The following is a 24,338-nucleotide window of genomic DNA, read 5'->3' on the forward strand; positions in this document are numbered from 1 at the left end:
CCTCCCCTAAAATGAAGTGACCGCATGCCCTGCGCAGATCCAAAACGTTTGTTTTCGGATCTGTGCATCCAGGGCTTGCATGTTGTTCGCCATCTTACTTGGGCTCGGGATACGTGCAGATTTCGCTAGAGACATCAAAGTTACGTTTGTAGAATCAGAACGCGAATTCGATTGTATCCACCGCATTCTTTCCGCCTGTCTCCGGTTTATGGCATTCAATGCGGTTTAGCTCAAGATGTGGATTTTCCACGATTTGAGACAGCACCCGCAGGTAATCCTCGGACAAGGTACGAATCATCGTCTCTTTGAACAGTTTGGTGGCATAGAAGAAGCCTCCGCTCAGCGACCCGTTGTTTTCATACATAAACAGGGTTAGATCAAATTTGGCTTCTTCCAACTGGTCGAGTTCAACATCTTTCAGGCTGACCCCTTCCAGTTCGACGTCTTGTTCTTCGATATTTTGCAAGTCGAAAACAGCATCGAATAACGGGAAGCGCCCTGGTTCCCGCTTCACATTCAAACGCTCCACGAGCTCTTCGAACGGATAATCCTGGTTCTCAAAAGCACCCAAAGCGGTCTCCTTCACTTCTTCAAGGTAGGACAAAAACGTTTTGCCGCCTGACGGACGATTGCGGAGCGCCAACGTATTGACAAACATCCCGATGACCGGCTCCAAATCGGCATTCGTTCTTCCCGCCACCGGGGTACCAACGATGATATCCTCTTGTCCGCTGTACTTGGACAGCAACAAGGTATACGCCGCTAGTAGCACCATGTACAGCGTGCTTTCTTGCTGAGCTGCCAATTGACGTAATCGCTCAGAGAGAGAAGCGTCAACGTCGAAATCCAGATGCATGCCTTCGTAATCGCGAATCGCAGACCGTTCATAGTCCATCGGTAAGTCGGCCCTTGGGAGCTCGCCTTCAAAGGCTTTCAGCCAGTACGTTTCCTGCCGCCCGATCCGATCTTGGTAATCCTTAGAGTGTTGCCAAACAGCATAATCTTTGTATTGAATCCTTAGTGGAGGCAGTTCTTCACCGGCATATAAACTCGAGAACTCATCCATCACAATTGCCATCGATACGCCGTCGGACACAATATGATGCATATCGAAAAGGAGAATATGCAGGTCCCGCTCCAGTTCTATGACCCCGGCGCGCAGAAGTGGCGGCTTGCCAAGGTCGAACGGGCGAACGAAGCCGCGAATGATCTGCTCCATTTGAGTCACATCCTCTGGATCTGCTTGATGGTGCTCGATAGCAAAATCAACCTGCTGGTAAATGCGCTGAACCGCTTCACCCTTCACAACTTCAAAACCGGTACGTAGCGATTCATGGCGAGTTATCAATTTGCGCATGGCATCTTCAAAACGCTCTAAATCAAACTCACCTTCCAACTGCACCAGTTCCGGCATGTTATAAAGCTGGTCTGCTCCATCCAGTGTGTGCTGAATGAACAATCGCTTCTGCGCAGAGGAGAGAGGGTAGTACTCTCTCACATCCGCTTGGGGAATGGCGTCATGTTCCCGTCGCTCCATCCGGGCGACTACCTCGGCCATCGCTGCAATGGTCGAGTGACGGAATACGTCGCGCAGCGGCAGATTGACATTTAATTTCTTAAATACCTTGCCTGCCAATGACGTTGCCCGTAGAGAGTGACCACCAATGTCAAAGAAGTTCTCGTACACGCCGATCTCCTTCGTTAGCCCCAGCACCTCTTGCCAAATCGAGGCCAATTTTATTTCCAGTCCATTGCGCGGTGCGACATACTCCGCTCCGCTTCCTGCCTCCCCTTCCGGGGCTGGCAACGCCTTCCGGTCAATTTTTCCGTTTGGAGTCAGAGGCAGATGCTCCATCTTCACGAAGTACGATGGGATCATATACCCCGGCAACTCCTGTGCCAGCGCTCCGCGCAGATCGTTTACTGCCAGATCCGTTCCTGTATCCGGTGTGTAATATGCACATAGCACTTTCTGCCCGTTTGCGTCATTTCGAACCAGCACCACGGCTTCGCGTACATTTCCCACCCGCAAGAGTTGTGACTCGATCTCGCCTGTTTCGATCCGATACCCCCGGATTTTCGCCTGATTATCCATCCGACCGATGAAGTCCACGTTGCCGTCTTTTGTCCATCTCGCCAAGTCTCCCGTGCGATACAACCGTTCCCCCGCGGTGAACGGACTATCGACGAACTTCTCTTCTGTCAGCTCTGGACGGTTCAAGTATCCGCGCGAGACCCCAACTCCGCCAATAACCAACTCGCCCAGCACCCCGACAGGCACGGGATTTAAATGTGCATCCACAATGTAAAACTTCGCATTTAACCACGCTTTGCCGATAGGCACATGCCCTGTCTCGGGAAGCATTTCCAGTGGCTCATCATAGAAACTGGAGTCAATCGCCGCCTCAGTCACACCGTAAGCGTTGATGATTCGGAATTGCGAGCCAAAGCGTTCCTGCAAGATCCGATAATCTGCCACGCTGCAACTGTCCGAACTTGTGATGAGCAGCTCCATCTGACTCATATTCAGCCGCTGCTCATGCACATATTCCATAAACGGCACAATCAGCGCTGGCGTCGATTCAAAAATGGTCACTTGCTCTTGCTCAATCCAGTGGTGCAGACGCGATGGATCAATCCGGTCATCCTTCGGCACAATGATCATTGCGCCTCCGTTATACAGCGTGCGTGCAATATCACCCACGAACACGTCAAACGAGAAGCTGGCAAGCTGTAGCAACCTTACCGGGAACTGATCTAATCGATATTCCCGTCGGTATCCTGCCGCCGTATTCACCAGACTTCGGTGCTCGATCATGACCCCTTTGGGCTGACCTGTCGTTCCCGACGTATAAATCACGTAGGCCAGATCCTCTGGTCGGGCTTCGTGGAAGTCACCCGTGCCAGAACTCATCGGCACATTTGACCGTTCCTCCCTGTACAATGCTTCGTCATCGAGATACAACACATCCGTCAACGCCAGTTCCTCTGCTGCGAGCCAAGCTTCGGCACGCTCTCGCAGTAGCTTTTGGGTGAGTAGCACCTTTGCCCCGCTGTCTTCCAGCATGAACCGCACACGGTCTGCCGGGTAATCCGGGTCGAGCGGTACATACGCACCGCCTGCTTTCCAGACAGCAAGCACCGCTACCAGCAAATCCACCGAACGTTCGGCGAAAATGCCGACGATGGATTCCCGGCCAACGCCGCTTGCTCGCAGTGTAGCCGCCAAACGGTTCGCCCGCTCATTCAGCTCCGCATACGTTAGGCGGTCATTCTCGTACACAACAGCCTCCGATTCAGGCGCGTGCTGCGCCTGTTCTTCAAACAGACGGTGGAACGCAACCGCAGGAGCAACTTCCACTTCGAGCTGCACCGGGTTAAAAGCGTTGAGCATTTCTTTTTCCTCAGCCGTTAACAAGTTCAGCTCAGCAATCTTCGCATCCGGACGGCTTACAATCGTGACAAGCAACTGCTCGTAATGTTTGGCCATCCGTTCGATGGTCTCCCTTGTATAAAGAGCCGTCGCATATTCGAAGCTGTAATCCAAGCCGCCGTTCTCCTCACCCACATCCAAGCTAATATCAAACTTGGCGGTATCCATTGCGCTCGGATAAGAAGTCAAACGGAGCCCTTCCAATTCGAATTCCTCGTTCTCCGTATTCTGCATCGTAAACAACGTGTCAAAAAGGGGATTACGGCTTAAATCACGGGTGACTTGCACCTTGTCCACCAATTCTTCGAACGGATAGTTTTGATGCTCGAAAGCATGAAGGGTCGTTTCTTTAATCTCGTTCAGGTATGACAGGAATGTCTTCTCCGAAGACGGATAACTGCGAATCGCCAGTGTATTCAAGAAAATCCCGATTAACGGTTGCACATCTCCATGGTTCCTTCCGGCAATTGGCGTACCAACAACTACATCTTCCTGACCTGAATATTTGTGCAGAAGCACGTTATAAGCAGCAAGCAACACCATGAACAGTGTCGTGCCCGTTTCTGAAGCCAACTGTTTCAGGGCATCGGTTTTCGAAGCTTCTAAGAAAAACTCCAGTGTGTGACCATCGTAGCTCTGCACAGCAGGACGCGGATAATCGGTTGGCATTTCCAGCACCGGAAGTTCTCCTTGGAACATGTCCAGCCAGTACGTTTCCTGATGCTGAAGCCGTTCCTTCTGCTCCTGTGAATGTAGCCAAACGGAATAATCTTTGTACTGAATGCGTAAAGGCTCCAGTTGTTCTCCCCCATACAAGCGGACGAATTCTTCAACAAAGATCTCCATCGATACACCGTCGGAAATAATATGATGCATATCGTACATTAGAATATGGCGTTCCGGAGCAAGCTGGACAAGGCCTACTCTCAGTAGCGGAGGTTTCGCCAAGTCAAACGGACGGACAAAACGATGAACGATCTCTTCGACCTCTTGCTCATCTGCTGAATAGAACTCCACGGCCAAATTCAAGTCTTGGTAAATCCGTTGCGCTGCTTCGCCATCCACCATCTCGAAACCGGTGCGCAACATTTCATGTCTATCCACGAGCTTACGGAATGCGTCTTCGAACCTTGCACGATCCAAAGCCCCCTCTAGCACCATGGCTTCCGGCATGTTGTAACTAAGCTCCGCACCTTCTAGTTGATTCAAAATAAAGAGACGTTTTTGAGCAAAAGATTGTGGGTACACCTCACGTCTCTCCGCCAGCGGAATAGCAACGAATTTCTGCTCATCTAGCCGGGAAATGGCAACCGCCATGTTCTCGATCATAGAATGACGAAACACCTCTCGCAGTGGCAGATCCACGTTCAACTCTTTATGAATCTTGCTGACCAGTGTCGTTGCCCGTAGGGAGTGACCGCCGATGTCGAAGAAGTTCTCGTACACGCCGATCTCCTTCGTAAGCCCCAGCACCTCCTGCCATATCGAGGCCAATTTTCTTTCTAGCTCATTGCGTGGTGCGACATACTCCGTTCCGCTTCCTGCCTCCCCTTCCGGCGCTGGCAACGCCTTCCGATTGATCTTTCCGTTCGGCGTCAGAGGCAGACACTCCATTTCCACGAAGTACGATGGAATCATGTATCCCGGCAACTCTTGTGCCAGTGCACCTCGCAGAACGTTCATTGCCAGATCCGTTCCCGTATTCGTTGTGTAATACGCGCATAACATCTTCTGTCCTTCTCCATCAGTTCGAACCAGAACGACTGCTTCGCGAACACCTTCCACACGCAACAGCTTCGCTTCGACCTCACCTGTTTCAATCCGGTAGCCCCGAATTTTAGCCTGGTTGTCCATTCGACCGATGAAATCCACGTTGCCGTCTTCCATCCACCTCGCCAAGTCTCCTGTGCGATACAACCGCTCACCTACGGCAAACGGACTGTCTACGAACTTCTCCTCTGTTAATTCTGGACGGTTCAAATATCCGCGCGAGACCCCAACTCCGCCGATAACCAGTTCGCCCAGCACCCCCACAGGCACCGGATTCAGGTGCGCATCCACAATGTAAAACTTCGCATTCAACCACGCTTTTCCGATAGGCACATGCCCTGTCTCGGGCAGCATTTCCAGTGACTCGTCGTAGAAACTGGAGTCAATCGCTGCTTCCGTTACGCCATAGGCGTTGATGATTCGGAATTGCGAGCCAAAACGTTCCTGCAAGGTTCGATAATCGGCCACGCTGCAGCTGTCCGAACTTGTGATGAGCAACTCCATCTGACTCATATCCAGCTGATTTTCATGCACATACTCCATAAATGGCACAATTAACGCTGGCGTCGATTCAAAAAGGGTCACCCACTCTTGCTCGATCCAGTGGTGCAGACGCGACGGATCAATCCGGTCGTCCTTCGGCACAATGACCATCGTGCCTCCGTTGTACAGCGTGCGTGCGATATCACCCACGAACACATCAAACGAGAAGCTGGCCAGCTGTAGCAACCGTACCGGGAACTGATCTAATCGGTATTCCCGTCGGTATCCTGCCGCCGTATTCACCAGGCTGCGGTGCTCGATCATGACGCCTTTAGGCTGTCCTGTCGTTCCCGACGTGTAGATTACATAGGCCAGATCCTCTGGACGGGCTTCGTGGAAATCATTCATATCAGAACTCATCGGGGCATTGGCCTGCTCATCGCTGTAGGATGCTTCGTCGTCGAGGTACAGCACTGCCGACAAAGCCAGTTCCTCTTCAACGAGCCAAGCTTCGGCACGTTCTTGAAGTGGTTTCTGGGTGAGTAGTACCTTTGCTCTACTGTCTTCCAGCATGAACCGAACGCGATCTGCCGGGTAATCCGGGTCGAGCGGTACATACGCGCCGCCTGCTTTCCAGACAGCCAGCACGGCTACCAGCAAATCCACCGAACGTTCGGCGAGAATGCCGACGATGGATTCACGGCCAATGCCACTTGCACGCAGTGTGGCCGCCAAACGGTTTGCCCGCTCGTTCAGCTCCGCATACGTTAGGCGGTCGTTTTCGTACACAACGGCCTCCGATTCAGGCACGCGCTGTGCCTGCTCCTCGAACAGACGGTGGAACGCAGCTGCGGGAGCCGTTTCTGCTTCGGCTTGCGCCGGGTTAAATGCGCTGATCAATTCTTCCTTTTCCGCTATAGTCAACAGGTGTAGCTCAGCAATCTTCGCATCCGGACGGCTTACGATCGTCGCAAGCAAATGTCCGAAATGAGCCTGCAACCTTCGAATCGTGCTTTCTTTGTAAAGAGCCGTTGAGAATTCAAAGTTGCACTCCAACACGCCGTCTTCTTCTGTAACATCCACACTCAAGTCGAACTTGGCTGAGCCGTAGTCACTAGAGTACGGTGATAACTTCAGTCCTTTCAGTTCTATCTTTTTTTCCTCCAAGTTTTGCAGGGAGAACATCGTATCAAAGAGCGGGTTGCGGCTCAGATCACGAGTGACTTGAACTTTGTCGACAAGCTCTTCAAACGGGTAGCTTTGATGCTCGTAAGCTCCTAAAGTCGTTTCTTTCACTTCTTCCAAATACGAAAGGAAGGTTTTGCCCGCAGTCGGATAATTGCGAAGTGCCAGCGTATTAACGAACATTCCGATCAAAGGCTGTGTGTCAACATGTGTTCTGCCCGCAATTGAAGTTCCGACGATCAAATCATCCTGACCTGTGTATTTATGCAAAAGCACGGTATATGCCGCAAGTAACACCATATACAGCGTCGTTCCTCTTTGGGCGGCCAGTTTCTTCAAACCTTCGTTTGTCTCCTCATCGACGAAAGACGTTAACGTCTGTCCTTCAAAACTTTGCACGGCAGGACGCGGATAGTCAGTCGGCATTTCCAGCACCGGCAAATCGCCTTGGTAACGTTCCAACCAATAGCTTTCCTCCCGTTTCAACTGCTCCTTATGCTCGTCTGACTGTTGCCATACCGCATAGTCCTTGTATTGAATGCATAAAGGTTCTAATGACTCGTCGCTGTATAGACGGACGAGTTCATCGACGAATACGTCCATCGAAACCCCGTCGGAGATAATATGGTGCATGTCAAACATCAGTAAATAACGTTCGGTCGCCAGCTCTACGAGTTTCGCTCGCAGCAGTGGGGGCTTCGCCAAGTCGAAAGGCTGGATGAAGGCCTGTACAACGTCTGGCGCTTCTTCCTCGTTCGCATGGCAGTACTCCACAGCAAAGTGGGCACTCTCATAAATGCGCTGTACTGCTTCGCCTTGCACGATCTCGAAGCCGGTTCGCAGCGTTTCGTGCCGTGCAATCAGTCCGCGGAAAGCCTTTTCCAGCAGACTCCGATCGATTGTTCCTTCCACCAGTAACACACCAGGCATGTTGTAGCTCTGATCTGCTCCTTCCAGCTGATTCAGGATATACAACCGCTTCTGAGCTGATGAAAGTGGATAATATGCTCTTCTGTCTGCCAACGGAATCGACGAGAACATCTGCTCTCCGATCCGGGATATGGCTAGGGCCATCTCTTCAATTGTCGAATAGCGAAATACGTCCCGCAGAGGCAATTCAACGTTCAACTCCTGGTGCACCTTACTTACGAGTGTTGTCGCCCGAAGTGAATGGCCGCCAAGGTCGAAGAAATTATCATGAACGCTAATGTGCGCGAGTCCGAGTACACTTTTCCAAATATCAGCCAGACTGGCTTCGAGTGGGGTCCGTGGTAGAGTCCCCTCTTCTCCAACCTGCAAGCTCTCCTCTGGCGCCGGGAGAGACCTGCGGTCAACCTTGCCGTTCGTTGTCAGCGGGAGTTGCTCTAGCTGGATCAAGTATGACGGAATCATATAGGCCGGTAGCTCCTGGGAAAGTACACTCTTCACCTCAGCCGCTGGAAGCTCAACGTCTGCTTCATAATACGCACAAAGTTGCTTTTCGCCGGAAGCACTCTCTCTGGCAAATACCGTTGTTTTCCGAATGCCTTCCACTTTCTGAAGCTGAGCTTCAATCTCGCCGAGTTCAATCCGGAAGCCACGAATTTTCACTTGGTCATCCGTCCGTCCAACGTATTCAATCGTACCGTCCGGCAACCATTTCGCTAAATCCCCCGTTCGGTACATGCGTGCTCCCGGTTCAAAAGGATGTTCCACGAATTTCTCTGCCGTCAGCTCAGGCCGGTTATTATAGCCCTGTACCAAGCCTTCTCCACCAACGCATAATTCGCCAGCCACACCGATCGGCAGAAGTCGGTTCCGGCTGTCCACGATATACACCGTTGTATTACTGATGGGTCTTCCTATAGGAACGGTAACGGCTGCGTCATCAATGAAGTCGACCGGAAGGTATGTGGTATACACTGTGCTTTCCGATGGGCCATACAGGTGGTTAAGTTTTCCCGGTCCGATATGGGCGAGTGCTTTACGCACATGGCCAACCGACACTCGCTCTCCTCCGAACAATATTGCCCGGACATCTCGCAAGCAGTCGATGTTCACATCTATAAGCACGTTGAAAAACGCCGTCGTTATCAGCATCACAGAGATATGCTCACGCTGAATGAGATCTGCAAGCTGACCAATCTCCAGCACAGTCTCACGGGGAACTAGTACCAACCGTGCTCCGTTGGTTAAAGCACCAAAAATATCGAAGATCGCTCCGTCAAACGAATAACTCGAAAGCTGGAGGACATGATCGTGCTCCGTGATGTCGATATAATTCGTATTTCGCACGATACGCACGATGTTACGATGTGAAACAAGGTTGCCTTTCGGCTTGCCCGTCGTGCCTGACGTATAGATGATGCATGCCAGATCTGTCGCTTCTGTGCCTGGATGTAGATCAGTGCTGTCCTCGTGATAGAAAAATTCATCATCCAATAAGATCACGGAGTCCGAATCCGCCAGACGTTCACGCAAGTGGCTCTGGGTCAGCATGACCTGAGCTCCCGAATCCTCGATCAGAAAACGGATACGCTCCTCTGGATATTCTGGATCAATTGGTACGTAACCCGCCCCGGCTTTGTGTGCCGCCAGCATACCCACCACCATTTCAATGGAACGCTCAGCCATAATAGCGACTAGTCTCCCTCGGGTTATCCCGTGACTACGCAAGGTACGGGCAAGGCGGTTGACACGTTCATTCAGAGCGCGGTAGGTCATCTCGTGTCCATTCAAGGTGACAGCAGTTGCATCCGGGATGCGCCCCGCTTGTTCCTGGAACAATTGAATGAGCGTCTTATCGCGAGGAAACGCTGTGGTGGTATCGTTAAAACGTTCGAGTAGGTCCGTCTTTTCTGCCTCCGTCACAAGTTCCAACTCACCCACCGCAATTTTCGGATTAGCCGTCACCTGCTCCAGCAGATGTACGAGATGCCCCTTCAGTCGCTCGATACTATCTTTGTCGAACACTTCAGCATTAAAATCGAACCTGATTTCGATCTCGGCTCCTGGTGATACGGTCACGTTGAAGTTATAGTTCGTCTGCTCCTCCATCTGAACGTCTGCGATCGTCAGTTCCCCATGGTTCTGGTCGCCCGCTTGCTCCATCTGTTCATCTACAGGATAATTCTCGAAAGCGATGATATGGTTGATCAGGTTCTGCTTTTGCAAGCTGAGGGCTTGAATCTCATACAGCGGATAGTAATCATAACTCCCGGACTCCAGCGCTCGCTCCTGAAGCTTCACCATCAAGTTGGCAAATACGGTGTCGGCTTCACTCGTGACACGAACCGGAACTGTATTGATAAACAGACCGATCATGGACTCGACGCCTGGAATCTCCACCGGTCTTCCGGCTACAACGCTACCAAATACGGCATCGTGGGTTCCGTTATATTTTTGCAACATCACACCCCATGTAGCCTGCAAAAGTGTATTTACCGTAACCAGGTGCTGTTTTGCTACCTGATCCATCCGTTCACTTAAATCCTTGCCCAGCAGAGCTGTGACGTGATCGGCTTTAAATCTGTTATGCGGCGCTGATTCCTTTTGCCCGGGGAGTACCGTTTGCCCCTCATAACCTGCCAAGAATGCCGTCCAATAATCGGATGCTGCCTTATCGTCCTGCTTCTCCAACCATTCGATATAAGTACCGTAATCTGCTCTTTTATCTACCACCGGTTGCTCACCAGAGATCAAAGCAGAATACACCTCGAACAGCTCCTGTGTCAGCTGAGACAGACACCAACCATCCATTAAAATATGCTGGAAACTCCACAATACATGGTAGCTTTGCTCTTCAGTACGGAGGATCGTAAAGCGAACAAGTGCATCATGTTCCATGTCGAAGCCGCGAAGTTTGTCATCCTCAGCCTTTTTGTCCAGATAGGCCTGTTTCTGTTTTTCATCCATTTTCAAATGAAGCAACTCTTCATATTCGAAGCCAACTGGTTTATCACGGTACACAATTTGCAACGGCTCCCCTGTCGGACCTTTCACAAAATTCGCCCGTAACACCAGATGTCGTTTCGCAAGCTCCATCCAGCTTTTCTCGAAAAGCTGGACATTGAGTGCTCCCCGCATCGTAAATCGCGTCTGCTCGAAGTAAGCGGCTGTTTGCTGATCAAGCGCGCTGTGGAACCACATACCCTTTTGCATCGGCGTAAGCGAGTAAATATTTTCGATTTCCCCGAGATGACCGGAACGCTGAGCGATTTGCTCCAATGCTGTAATGGTCAAACCTTTAAATTGTACGTCGCTTGGTGTCAGTTCGGTATGTTCTTTCCCTACACAGTGCGCTATGAGCTCTCGGAGACTTTGCTCAAGTCCTTGAGCAAAAAATTCCATTGTTTCCTTCCGATACTGCTTTCGACTGTAGCTAAGATCAAGCGATAAAGCTCCGTCCAGCACCATGCCGTTAATATCCAGCACAAAGCTGCGGGCCTGCCGATCACTAGCCGGGCTACCACTGGAATAAGCAGATATGCCGATCTCATCTTGATTGACATCATCGTCGAACTGACCGAGGTAATTAAAATTAATTTCCGGCTCTGCGCCCCAAACCAAGCTATCCTCCGACTTGGAGAGATAACGGCATACGCCATAGCCAAGACCTTTGTTAGGAATGCGGCGCAAGCGTTCCTTGACCTGTTTAATCTGGTAGGCCAAATCCCGATCGCTTTCCGGCTCCAGGACCACTGGGAATTTGGTCGTAAACCAGCCAACTGTGCGATTAATGTCGATATCAGTTCCGATGGATTCACGTCCATGTCCTTCGAGATTGATCCGCACACGTTCGTGTCCTGTCCAATTACGAATGGCTATGCCGAGCGCCGTAATTAAAATATCATTCATTTCAGTGTTATAAGCTCGGTGAACCCGCTTCAGTAACAGCTCTGTTTCTTCGGGAGTTAGACGGACGAATAGTGATTCGCTGTCTTGTTGTGTCGTCATATCCGTCTCCATATCCTTCGGTATGGCAGGAACCTCAATTTGTTCCACGTCCTGCCAGTAGGCTCGCTCCTTCGCAAGCTCTGCACTTTGTGCGTAAGCGGCCAATTGTTCTGACCAAGTGCGGTACGCATCCGTTTTCGCCGGGAAACGAATGTTCTCGTTTTTGACTGCCTGCTCGTAACCCAGTGCGAAATCCTCCATCAAAATACGCCAAGATACACCGTCCACCACGGCATGGTGAACCGTCAGTAACAGATGATCCCCATCCGCACACTGAAAGAGTCCCGCTTTCATAAGAGGCCCATTCTCCAGATTAATACCTGCTTGAATGTCCGTTGCCTTCGCTTCCACAACCTGCCCGGTGTGTTGCTCATCCTTGAAGTCGAACACATCCAGCGTGAACAACCCGCCTTCCTGAATTGCTCGGTTCCGGGCGCTGAACCCTTGTTCCGTCTTACGGAATACCATTCGCAAAGCGTCATGATGTTCGGCCAGCTTTTGCAGTACATGTCCTACCGTTTCTTCGTCAAATCGGTCCTTTCGGTACAGCATCACCGACTGATTGAAATGATGGGAATCCACAAAGGAGCTCTCGAAAAACCATTGCTGGATCGGCGTCAGTACTGTTTCACCCGTAACTTCTCCTTGATCGATGGTACGTCCAATCGGTTTTACATGCAGACTGAGCTGTGAGATCGTCGGATATTTGAACAAATCCCGGATTTCCAGCTTGTACCCGGCTTGATGAAGACGCGAAGATACTTGAATGGACTTAATCGAGTCTCCACCAAGCTCAAAGAAGTGATCCGTTACCCCAACGCGATCAGCGTTCAATACGGCCTGCCATACATCAGCAAGAGTCCGCTCCACTTCATTTCGGGGAGCTACGTACTCGCCTCCAATCAGTGCATTTCCTTCTGGGGCAGGCAAAGCCTTGCGGTCAATTTTGTCGTTCGGCGTAAGGGGCATCCTTGGAAGCTGAACAAAATGGGCCGGAATCATGTAATTCGGCAAGTTTTGTGCCAGCGTGCTTCTCAGCTCACCTAGTGTAAGTGGGTGGCTCGCGACCAGGTAAGCACACAGTTCTTGGCCGCTTTTGCCTTCCCTCGCTATTACGATTGTCTCCTGTACAGAGTCAATCTTCAGAAGTTGCTCTTCAATCTCCCCGATCTCGATTCGGAATCCACGGATTTTAACCTGATGGTCGATCCGTCCCAAATACTCCATATTTCCGTCTGGAAGCCAGCGGGCCAGATCTCCCGTCCGGTAAAGGCGTTCTCCTGGTGCAAACGGATGTTCCACGAACTTCTCTGCCGTTAGCTCCGGTTGGTTCAGATAACCTCTCGCAAGTCCCACACCTGCTACGCACAACTCGCCGTCCACTCCTGGAGGTACAAGTTGCAGGTAGGCATCCAGAATAAAAATCTGGTGATTCGCCAGTGGACGCCCGATCGGAATCACTCTGTGTTCCGGTTGCTCCTCATTCGCATCCCAAAGTGTCGTAACAATGGACGCTTCAGTAGGACCATAAGCATTGAAATAGTGAACCTTCGTTTTCCACTGTTGCACGAATTCGGCTGATACTGCCGAGCCTCCCGTTACGAGTTTCGTTAAACTAGGGAGTTGATCCGGGTGCAAATAAGCGCTATACGTTGGCGGCAAAATGGCCGCTGTAATTGCATGCTCATTCATATAACGCTCGAACAAACGAGTGTCGAGAATCGTTTCGGCTGTAGGAATGTACAAAGTCGCACCAAAGTAGAGCGCTTTGAACATTTCCCAGCAGGATGCATCGAATGACAGGCTGGCGAATTGAACAATTCGGTCTCGCTCCGTAATACCAAGCCTGTCCGCAAACATCAATTTCAAGCTTACCAAACCCCGATGCTCCAGCATGACTCCTTTGGGTTTGCCTGTCGTACCTGACGTATAGATGACATAAGCGAGGTCATTCGGACCACTAGCGAGCTCCAGATCCGCCCCATCGTTGTCATAGGAGTTCTCGTCATCCAGTGCAAGAACAGTCCCTTTGAAAGGTACTTGGTGCATCAGCTCCCTTTGAGTCAGTAGCAGCTGCGCGTTAGAGTCCTCCAGAATGTATCGGATTCGTTCTTCCGGGTATTCGGGATCAATGGGTACGTAAGCACCGCCAGCTTTTAGAACCGCCAGAATACCAACAACCGTCTCCAGCGACCTCCTTACCATCAAGCCGACCAATTGATTGGGTAACACGCCGACGGATCGTAGCGTTCTCGCCAGCCGGTTAGCTCGTTCATTCAACTCCGCGTATGAAAGTTGCTGATTCTCAAAAACAACTGCCGTCGCTTCTGGCACCCTCTGTACCTGTTCTTCTATGAGTTGATGGATTGTCCAATCCCGGGCATAGTCCTGCTTGGTATCGTTAAAGCTTTGGAGCAATTTAATTTTCTCTTCTTCAGACAACATATCAATCTTCACGATGTCCAGTTCCAGCTCGTGGAGACCCACAGTTAGCAAGCTGTTGAGATGACCAACAACCCGAGTCATGAATTCAGAATCATATAAATGCTCGTTGTATAAAAGAGCTAACTGTATGGTCCCGCCGGTTATGCTGAACTCAAAAGAACAATCCGTGACCACATATGGTGTGATTTCATCCGTGTGTAGCTCCTTTAGAGATACTAGTGTATGGATGATTGGCTTCCCGTCCTCATATTGCAAGTCCAGCTTCTCCGTCATTTTCGAGAACGGAATATGTTGATGCTGAATCACTTCCGGTAAGGAAGTCCTCAATTCATTCAGAAGTGTTTTAAAAGTCACACCCGCCGCAAACGAGTTTTTTAATATGACGGTATGATTAATGGAGCGTCGCTGTTCCGTCTTTTTCGGTACAATCGGCATACCAACCAAAATGTCGGAAGCGCCTGTATATTTATATAAAAGTGACTGCACACCCGCAAGCATAATCATAAACGTCGCCAGCGGAGTCCCCTTACTCATTTGTAGGACACGTTGCGACGCTTTCTCTGAAAGCGAACCACTAACGGTTGTCATCATGGGTCTTAAAGGGCTTTGCGTTTTGCTGTAAGGTAACCGCGTCAGAATATCATCATCACTACCGAGTTTTTCGTTCCAAAACAACGTTTCTTTTTCAAAAGCCACCTGGATCGTTCCCCTCTCTTCATCGGTAAAAGCAATCCGGCAGAGCCTATGCCGCAGCAATGCTCCCCGCCTTTTCAAAATGTGATAACAATAGCTATGGCTTATGCCAAATCACCGCTCTGCTTATCCAATTGATTGCATATGGCAATCTTCTGCCTGGTAACGATCTCGAACGACTACCCTGCTTGAAAAAAATAGAGACATCGTTTACGCAAAAGGTGTATCTGTTACTGACTCCCTTGCTTCAATATGTTTACTGTGAACACAGATGCCCGAAAACGGACCTTGCATTTAACCTTGGATTCGGAATTGGAATTAGAGGTGGACAAGGGAGGCTCCTCCCATTGATGTAAGACGTGCTGTAGGATTCCAGAGGCAGCAGAAAATCAGCCGTACCTTCGGATTTTGCAACGGAGTTACCTTGATCAAAACCTATGTTAAGGGGCATTGATACACTCTATGTACGCTTAATGAATTCCCCCGCAGTCCCGATGTGGATAAGTCAAGATCAGGCCGCGGGGTAGTGATCTTTTCCCGGGCGATTACATGTGAAGATGGTATTTCATGAGGTTCACAAAAATGCTCTGTATTAGATGAACGGGTTAGCCCTAGGAATAGAAATGAATTCCATGTTGTCTGACGCGCGGCCCCCTGAAAGAAGTTCTAGCCCTATTACCAGTGCACCCGTCAGTTTGACCAAGCTTAGGTTGTTACCAGCAAACGCTGGGCCTCTTGAGAGATTACCTGCTGAATACTAGACTTGATAATATCGCAACCAGCAGCCAGATTCTCCATGGAAACAGTCAGCGGAGGCATGATCTTCAGGACGAGATCCCCTCTGCCGGCCCTTTCAATAATAAGCCCATTCTCAAAACTGATCTCCGACATCCGCTTCGCCCCGGCTTCATCCGTAAAGCCCGAAACGTCAATGCCCCAGATCAGGCCAATTCCGCGGATGGTGATGGAAGGATGTAAAGGTTTGATTTCTTTATCAAGGAACGCTCGCACGAACTCTTCCTTCTGCTTCACCTGTTGTTCCAAGGCTACTCTGTCCCGGAACTCAAGAGCAGCCTTGGCAGCCACAAAAGCGAGCTGGTTGCCGCGGAAGGTACCGTTGTGTTCCCCTGGCGTCCAGATATCCAGTTCAGGCTTCAGGAGCAGGAGGGACATTGGCAGGCCGTACCCGCTGATCGACTTTGACAGGGTAATCAGATCCGGCTCAATCCCCGCACGTTCGAAGGAGAAGAATTCGCCAGTTCGGCCGCAACCGACTTGAATCTCATCGGTAATGAGCAGTATATCGTGCTTGCGGCAAATCTGTTGCAATCCGCGTAACCACTGTGCGTCAGCAACATGAATGCCGCCTTCAGCTTGAACTGTTTCGAGCAGAATGGCAGCCGGCTTATCAACTCCGGAGTGCGAATCCGTTAGAATATTTTCAATATAACCAAGTGTATCCATATCTGCGAAAGCTCCACTCGGATGTGGTATGAAGGTAACTCCATCCAGAGGAAGCCCCGCTCCTTCCCTCATCGACTTAGAGCTTGTTGCCGAGAGGCTGCCAAGTGACATGCCGTGGAAACCACCCATGAATGCAAAGATGCCGGTTCTTTTCTTCGCCTTGCGTGCAAGCTTGAGTGCCGCTTCCACTGCATTTGTGCCCGTCGGACCGCAGAATTGAAGCTTGTAATTCAGCTTCTTTGGCTCCAAGATCCGTTCCGAGAAGCTCTGGATGAATTCGCGCTTGGCCATTGTGTACATATCGAGACCATGCATAATCCGATCGGAGGTCAGATAATCTAGAATCCGACCTTTAATATAATCGTTGTTATGACCATAGTTCAGTGCTCCAGCACCTGCAAAAAAATCAATGTATGCTCTTCCATCCTCAGCATATAACAGGTCTTCCTTGGCCCGGTCGAATACTACCGGAAAGCTTCTGCAGTAAGATCTTACGTTAGATTCCAGCTTTTCAAAAATGCTCACGCGCTTCATCCTCCATCGTAATTGGGATAAGTTTAGCTTCATTCTTTCTGAAACTTCTGGCGTCATCGAGCAAAAAATTCTTGGCTGTCGTTACCACAATTGTCGGTCCTCGCATGCCGGCTTGCTGGGTATCCAGTAGACTGGTCTCTCGCACACAGCTTAGGTATGTATAAAAACCCACCAATTCTATTTTTTTCAATAATTGGAAGGTCGACCTGCGTAGAATTATATCAAATTTCCAAAGAATGTATAGTAAAATTTTGGTTAAATTAGATCTTTGAAGTATAAAGTGTTAATATTTCGCCTTAAATTAACACAATTAGGAGGGAAATAAGCAGATTTTGTCATCAATCGAGGAATTAAACAGAAGTAATTTACCAATAATCCGAATGGTACTAATGGTATATATTACCTTCACTTTCTCCGTCGAAGCTTTGAATCCTTTCACTTTACAAAAATTTAACATGATTGTCCTAAATTGATCTCGTTAACTTATATAAGCAGAAGAATTTAAGAAGTTATACTTTTCATTTTAATTTACTTTTGTTTTGTAAAGATTAGCAGAGCTAAAAATTACGTTGATGTCGATTTAACAACTATTTTACGAAGTGCATTACTTGCGATTTCGATACGTGGAAGGTTCTCTCTTCTTCATTTGGCTTCGTCTTTTTCTTTCATTTTCACTACAACGAATGATTAAGGCTGTATCGTATATTTTGAGAACTAAAAAAAGGAAGCCACGAGTCAATCTCTCGGGCTCCCTTTTCGATGTTAAAACTTTTTTCGTACCATACGATTCAAAACTCTTTTACTGGTTCACAACTTTTTCATCACTGAACATGTGCTTGTTCATTCAAGCCAGGGTTTTACTCAACCGTTACACTTTTCGCCAAGTTACGTGGTTTATCGACATCGTGACCCAGAGCGAGGGAAGCGTAATATGCCAGCAATTGCAACGCTACAACAGACAGAGCTGGGCTTAGAAGTGGCAGTGTCTTAGGAATCGCAAACGCTTGGTCAACGGATTTAAGCAATGGAGCTACGTGCTCTTCGTACGTAATCGCCAGTACGTCTGCGCCACGTGCTTTTACTTCTTTGATGTTACTTACCGTTTTCTCCAGTACGTTCTCCTGTGTTGCCAAGGCAATAACAGGAATACCGTCCTCGATCAACGCGAGTGTACCGTGTTTCAACTCACCTGCAGCATAAGCTTCAGAGTGAATATAAGAGATTTCTTTCAGTTTCAATGAGCCTTCTTGTGCTACCGCATAATCCAAACCACGGCCGATGAAGAAGAGATGTTCATGTTTAGAGATTTGCTCCGCATACCCTTTAATCGCATCCGCTTGCTCCAGCATGGATTCCACTTGTTCAGGCAGTGCTTGCATCGCTGCCAGTGTGTGTGCAATCTCATCCGGTGTTTGTGTACCACGTACTTGTGCAAGGTACAGACCAAGCAGGTTGAACGCGATCAACTGGGACGTGTAAGCCTTAGTGGAAGCCACTGCGATCTCAGGTCCAGCCAATGTAGCAATTACATCGTCTGCATCACGTGCAATCGAGCTACCCACAACATTTGTAATCGCCAGTACATGCGCACCGTTAGATTGAGCTTCACGCAGTGCTGCCAGCGTATCTGCTGTTTCACCGGATTGGCTCACTACGATAACAAGTGTATCTTTGTTTACAATTGGTGAACGGTAACGATACTCGGAAGCAACATCCGTTTCAACCGGAATACGAACCATTTGTTCAATCACTGTACGTCCAACCAGACCAGCATGGTACGCCGTACCACATGCGATGATTTGAACGTTACGAATATTTTTAATTTGCTCTTCCGTCATTTTGAGCTCAGGAAGCTGCACTTTTTTGCCTTCATTGTCGATGCGACCCAACATTGTATCACGATATGCTTTTGGTTGCTCATGAATCTCTTTCAACATAAAGTGCTCAAATCCGCCTTTTTCCGCGGTTACTGCATCCCAATCGACACGAATCATTTCCCGAGAAATAAAATTGCCCTCAATCGTCATCAATTCGACAGCATCATGTGTCAATACAGCCATTTCGCCATCATTCAGAATGTACACATTACGTGTATGTTCCAGAATTGCCGGAATATCGGAACCAATGAAGTTCTCGCCTTCACCAACACCAATAATCAATGGACTAGCTTGACGCACAGCAACGAGTTTCTCAGGCTCATGCTCTGTCAATACACCCAGTGCGAATGCACCACGCAACAACGTGATCACTTTTTGCACAGTTTTAACAATATCACCATTGTATTCACGTGCAACCAGGTGAGAAATGACTTCAGTATCTGTCTCGGAAGTAAACGTGTGACCTTGAGAGATCAGCTCATCCTTCAGCTCCAGATAGTTCTCAATAATCCCGTTATGCACAACGGAAAACTTCTGGCTTCCATCCGTGTGTGGATGGGAATTCTCGTCCGATGGTTTACCATGCGTAGCCCAGCGAGTGTGTCCGATTCCGGCATTACCTACCAGCGGAGCACCATCCAGCTTTGCTTCAAGATTCGCCAAACGTCCAAGAGCTTTGGTAATTTGCAGACCTTGCGGTGTAAATACAGCGATCCCTGCAGAGTCATAACCACGATACTCGAGCTTTTTCAATCCTTCAACCAATACCGATTGAGTGTTCTTATTACCAATATATCCAACAATACCGCACATAATTTAGTTCCTCCGTTTGTATATGAATACTGTGTCTGGAAGAGAAACAGGCAGAGGTGGACGTATTGGAAAATGATAGATTGCTTACCGTATCATGAATATCATTTCCTATTCAATTATCAATGATCAGAACGGCCTTCTGCCGCCCTGTTGTGTTCATGCTCTATTACGAATGCAATCATGAATGTACATCATTTTCCCGTCCGCGCGCTGTTTACGCTCTTCAAGCACATTCATTTTGAATTTTATCTGATCCTTTGCACCTACCGGCGCGTTGTGTGGACAGTCACCTATCCATTTTCCGCAATCCGGTTTACGGCTCTGGTGCATCACCGGGAGGTCCCCGCCGAACAATCCGAACACCTCCACCTCGTCAGCTTGATTGCCGTCCATGTTTCCCATGTTATCTCCTGATTAGCAAAAGAGACATCCATCAACATGCGTCCCGCGCAACTCCAAGCTCTGGCGCTTGTGTAACTGTAACCTTACAATCCTCACTTTCCGTGTCTGAATGACGACTCCACTCATTATATGCACCTGAAGTCCATTTTGCAATGGAGCAAAGTACCTGTAACCATTTCAGCATATTTACCCACGCTCCCAGCCAAATAATCAGACCCATAGTCTTATCTGGCCAGGACGCAGGAACAATGAATGAATCGTTAATATATGGAATTAAATCAGCCTCTGTATAACCATATGCCAAGATCTCAATTTTGTGAAAAATAACACTCAAATCGCATGACAACAGGCTTTTTTCAGTAGGTTATACCAGTTCTTTTTGCACAACATCTGCAATCTGGGATACAAACTGCTCCAGCTCATCCTTATCTGGCCCTTCAGCCATAACACGGATCAAGGACTCGGTACCCGATGCACGAACAAGCACACGACCATTATCCCCCAGTTTTTCTTCTACTGCAGCGATCGCTTCTCCAATGGCAACATTGCCTTCGTATTTGCTCTTGTCTTCAACACGAACGTTAACCAGCACTTGTGGGTACTGTGTCATGATTGCTTTCAACTCACTCAGCTTTTTACCTGAAGCTTTCAGTGTGTCGACAAGTTGAATCGCCGTTAGCATGCCATCTCCCGTTGTATTGTAGTCCAGGAAAATAACGTGACCCGACTGTTCGCCGCCCAGGTTATATCCACCACGACGCATCTCTTCCATCACATAGCGGTCACCAACAGCCGTTTTGGCTGTTTTCAGCGCAAGCTTCTCTGTTGCTTTGTAGAAACCAATATTACTCATAACGGTAGACACCACCGTGCTATCTTTCAGCTTGCCTGCCCGATTCATCGCGTCTCCGCAAATACACAGAATAAAGTCTCCATCCACTTCGGCACCCGTTTCATCAATAGCAATCAGACGATCGGCATCCCCGTCAAAAGCAAGGCCAAGATCCGCTTGATGTTTCAGCACCTCTTGTTTTAAATGCTCCGGATGAGTCGAACCGCACTGCTCGTTAATGTTCAGACCGTTCGGCTCAGCGCCAATGGCAATAACTTCAGCCCCAAGCTCACTGAATAATTTTGGTGCCAGCTCATATGCCGCACCATTGGCACAGTCAAGTACAATTTTGAGACCTGAGAACGACTCGGATACAGTGGTTTTCAGATAATCCAGATAACGATAACGAGATTGTTCATCCACCGTCACCGTTCCAAGACCTGCACCAACGGGGCGTGGCAGTTCATCTTTTGCCGCATCCATCAGCTCTTCGATCCGGTTCTCCGTCTCATCCGATAGCTTGAAGCCATCTCCACCGAAAAATTTGATACCGTTATCCTCAACAGGATTGTGGGAAGCCGAGATCATTACACCCGCGTCTGCTTTGAGCAAACGAGTAATATAAGCGACACCTGGTGTAGACACAACGCCCAAACGAATTACATCCGCTCCAATAGACAACAGACCCGCTACGAGTGCTGATTCCAGCATAAGTCCGGAGATTCGTGTGTCCATGCCGATCACTACTTTAGGTCTTTCCACCCCACCTGCAAGCACATAACCACCACAGCGTCCGATGCTGTAAGCCAGCTCCGCCGTCAATTCTTTATTCGCAACCCCTCTTACACCATCTGTACCAAAATATTTACCCATGATCTAACTCCTTCTATTTGCATCATATATGAGCACATCAATATCATTTTTAGATTTGAAAATAAAAAATTGCATAATTACGGATTAGAACCAGATTTACTGCCGTTATTATTATTTGCATTGTTATTTACACTACCACGATTGGTCGCTGCACTTCCCTGCTGAGTTTGATCCTGCTGTTCCGTATTCGATTCGTTTTGCTCTTCTACAGGATCCGTGTTTGGCTGTCCATTCTCGACTTCTGCCGGTGATGGATCTGGCCCTGAGGGATTATCCTCACCAGAATTTTGCTCTGGAGGAGCAGTCGCATCTGCGGCTTTCTCACTGATCTTCACCGTGGCACTTAAATTATTAGACGCCTCATCCAGCTTAGCGAACCGGGGCAGATTAGCTTCCAGTTTAATCTCATGTGTGCCCACACCAAGTCCCTGGAGATTGGCTGTAAGCTTGATGTCATCACCATTGAGACCTTCAAGCATGGTTCTTGGCCCACTTAGTGTAATGTTCTGTCCACCATTTTTAGGAGTAACCAACTCACCTTCCAGCCCGTTCCCCACGCCAGTTAAATGAATCGGCACGTTGGGAAAGACTTTGGTCGTTGTTTCGACCTCATCATATGGGGACACCGTCACCTTGATCTGAATCGAACTAGGCTCGATTTTCTCAGAACCAGAGGGCGGCGTCAAGTCCACGTTAACTGTAGAGGTACCAGACTCCGTGAATTGCGTAAGATCAAGAGTAGCTTGGTCGTAGGACTGTATACCTGCAAGTGCTCCCTCACTCCCATAAATCGAGACTTCTTTCACGCTCGGCTCGACCGAAGACAGCACCAGACCCTCTGGTAACTGTCCCGAATATTTGATCCTCAAGGGAACTTTGGTGTAGGGCTGATTGACTGGTATTCGAACTTCGACTGTTTGAGGTGATATGGTTGCATTCTCGATGACTTTACCCTCAGCATCATATGCCTGAAGCTTCACTTTTTTCTGAATTACATCTTCCTTCGCATCTTTCACACTGACACTGCCCTGAACACTCGCCACAGCATCAAGCTGTCCTTCCGGCAGAGTTACCTTAACTGGAGCAGAAGGCTCAACCACGGGCGTTCCAGCCGTATATCCAGCCGAAGGCTCTCCTTCGGGTACAATATTCACATTGAACGATTTGGTGCCCAATTTCTCCACGTTCACCGTTACCATGGAAGGTTCCATACTGACCACTTCAACGCCGGAAGGCAGGTCAGGTACAAGCGGCAGTGTGTTCGAACCATCTTTAACCTGACTCAAATCAACCAGAACCTTATAATCATCATTGGTAAAAATGGACGTCAGCATCGAACGCTGTCCTTTGATCTCTAGCCGCACCTCATCTGTGCTAAGTGAAGTAAGAACATAAGCATTACTATCCAGCCCATATGGCTGAACAGGTACAGTACGCTCCACAACCTTGCTCGATATCCCCGTTGTGATGGTTGGTGTAGTGGGTACCTCATCCAGATGAATCATGAACCAGAGAAGCAGGCTTACCGCCAGTGCAAGTATTTTCGCAAAGTTATTGTTGTTAAACCATTTATCCATTGTTACGTCCCCCCTTCCGTTTCCAGAAGGTTGACCATGCATTCTTTTTGCTCAGATTGGAGGTCGGACGCAATTCCTCATACAGCTTGGCAATCAGCGACTCTTCCTTAATATCACGAACTACCTGTCCATTCATCGCCAGAGAAACTTGCCCTGTCTCCTCCGAAACAACCAGACAGATTGCATCGGCCACCTCCGTTATTCCGATTGCCGCACGATGGCGCGTTCCCAATTCCTTACTGATAAACGGATTCTCGGATAATGGCAGGTAACAGGCTGCTGCAGATATTTGTTTTCCTTGAATGATGACTGCTCCATCATGGAGCGGTGTATTGGGAATAAAAATGTTAATCATCAGTTCAGAACTGACGAGAGATTGCATCTTGATCCCGGATTCCGTGTAGTCATTCAGTCCTGTTTCACGCTCGAAGACGACAAGTGCACCAATTTTACGGCGAGACAAATAGTTAACGGACTTAATAATTTCACCAATTAACACGGTTAACTCTTCATCACTTGCGGCGGCTGAGCGCCCAAACAGTTTACCTCGACCCAATTGTTCCAAACCACGACGGAGTTCCGGCTGGAATATGATAAACACCGCAACAACCCCAAACGTAAACATCTGGTTCATTAGCCATTTAAGTGTATACAGATTTAGCCATGTGCTTAACGCCCAGATCAACACCAGGAACAAAATTCCTTTCAGTAGCTGAACCGCGCGTGTACCCCGCACTAGCAAAATCAGTTTGTACATAATATAGGTAACGATCAATATATCGATAACGTCCTTAATGGACTCTTTCCACGTTAAGTCAGCAAAATAATTCATAAGCCAGCCCCCGCTATCCCCATTGATGAGTAAACTCTGATCTCATATTAACCATTTGGGATTTTACATAATCCCTTCTTCGCATTTATTCAATGCTTATCTATATGTAGTATGTTCTCATTACTATCTAGGTTATAACGTTACCGTTCAGGTTGCAAGTTACTCCAGTCACAAACTGCATATAAGCTTC

The 24,338-nt window shown here is 48.7% G+C and carries 9 protein-coding genes; all 9 read right to left on the reverse strand.

Annotated elements, in window-relative coordinates; translation table 11 throughout:
• Positions 1 to 154: 154 nt before the first annotated feature.
• Positions 155 to 15,007 (reverse strand): amino acid adenylation domain-containing protein, encoded by a 14,853-nt coding sequence (locus MHI38_RS12195; protein WP_341181285.1) that lies wholly within the window; start codon positions 15,005 to 15,007, stop codon positions 155 to 157.
• Positions 15,008 to 15,649: 642 nt separating this feature from the next.
• Positions 15,650 to 16,933, reverse strand: coding sequence for a diaminobutyrate--2-oxoglutarate transaminase (ectB, locus tag MHI38_RS12200; RefSeq protein ID WP_308723180.1), 1,284 nt, complete (start codon positions 16,931 to 16,933; stop codon positions 15,650 to 15,652).
• Positions 16,920 to 17,087 carry a hypothetical protein gene (locus MHI38_RS12205; protein WP_253491078.1) on the reverse strand — a complete coding sequence of 56 codons (168 nt, stop codon included), beginning with the start codon at positions 17,085 to 17,087 and terminating at the stop codon, positions 16,920 to 16,922. Before MHI38_RS12205 ends, ectB begins: the two co-directional genes overlap by 14 nt.
• Positions 17,088 to 17,799: 712 nt before the next feature.
• Positions 17,800 to 19,632 (reverse strand): glutamine--fructose-6-phosphate transaminase (isomerizing), encoded by a 1,833-nt coding sequence (glmS, locus tag MHI38_RS12210; RefSeq protein WP_308723178.1) that lies wholly within the window; start codon positions 19,630 to 19,632, stop codon positions 17,800 to 17,802.
• Positions 19,633 to 19,788: 156 nt separating this feature from the next.
• On the reverse strand, positions 19,789 to 20,034 hold the full coding sequence (locus MHI38_RS12215; RefSeq protein ID WP_154891779.1) for a hypothetical protein: 246 nt from the start codon (positions 20,032 to 20,034) through the stop codon (positions 19,789 to 19,791).
• Between the two features lie 31 nt (positions 20,035 to 20,065).
• Positions 20,066 to 20,218 carry a hypothetical protein gene (locus MHI38_RS12220; RefSeq protein WP_186331813.1) on the reverse strand — a complete coding sequence of 51 codons (153 nt, stop codon included), beginning with the start codon at positions 20,216 to 20,218 and terminating at the stop codon, positions 20,066 to 20,068.
• 180 nt (positions 20,219 to 20,398) lie between these two features.
• Positions 20,399 to 21,739 (reverse strand): phosphoglucosamine mutase, encoded by a 1,341-nt coding sequence (glmM, locus tag MHI38_RS12225; RefSeq protein WP_154891778.1) that lies wholly within the window; start codon positions 21,737 to 21,739, stop codon positions 20,399 to 20,401.
• 77 nt (positions 21,740 to 21,816) lie between these two features.
• A complete protein-coding gene (locus MHI38_RS12230; RefSeq protein WP_186809839.1) occupies positions 21,817 to 23,316 on the reverse strand; it encodes a CdaR family protein in 1,500 nt (499 codons plus the stop codon).
• A complete protein-coding gene (gene cdaA, locus MHI38_RS12235; RefSeq protein WP_090924354.1) occupies positions 23,309 to 24,148 on the reverse strand; it encodes a diadenylate cyclase CdaA in 840 nt (279 codons plus the stop codon). The genes MHI38_RS12230 and cdaA overlap by 8 nt, the downstream gene beginning before the upstream one ends.
• Between the last annotated feature and the right edge of the window lie 190 nt (positions 24,149 to 24,338).

This window comes from Paenibacillus sp. FSL K6-1558, from assembly GCF_038002565.1.
Lineage (GTDB): Bacteria > Bacillota > Bacilli > Paenibacillales > Paenibacillaceae > Paenibacillus > Paenibacillus polysaccharolyticus.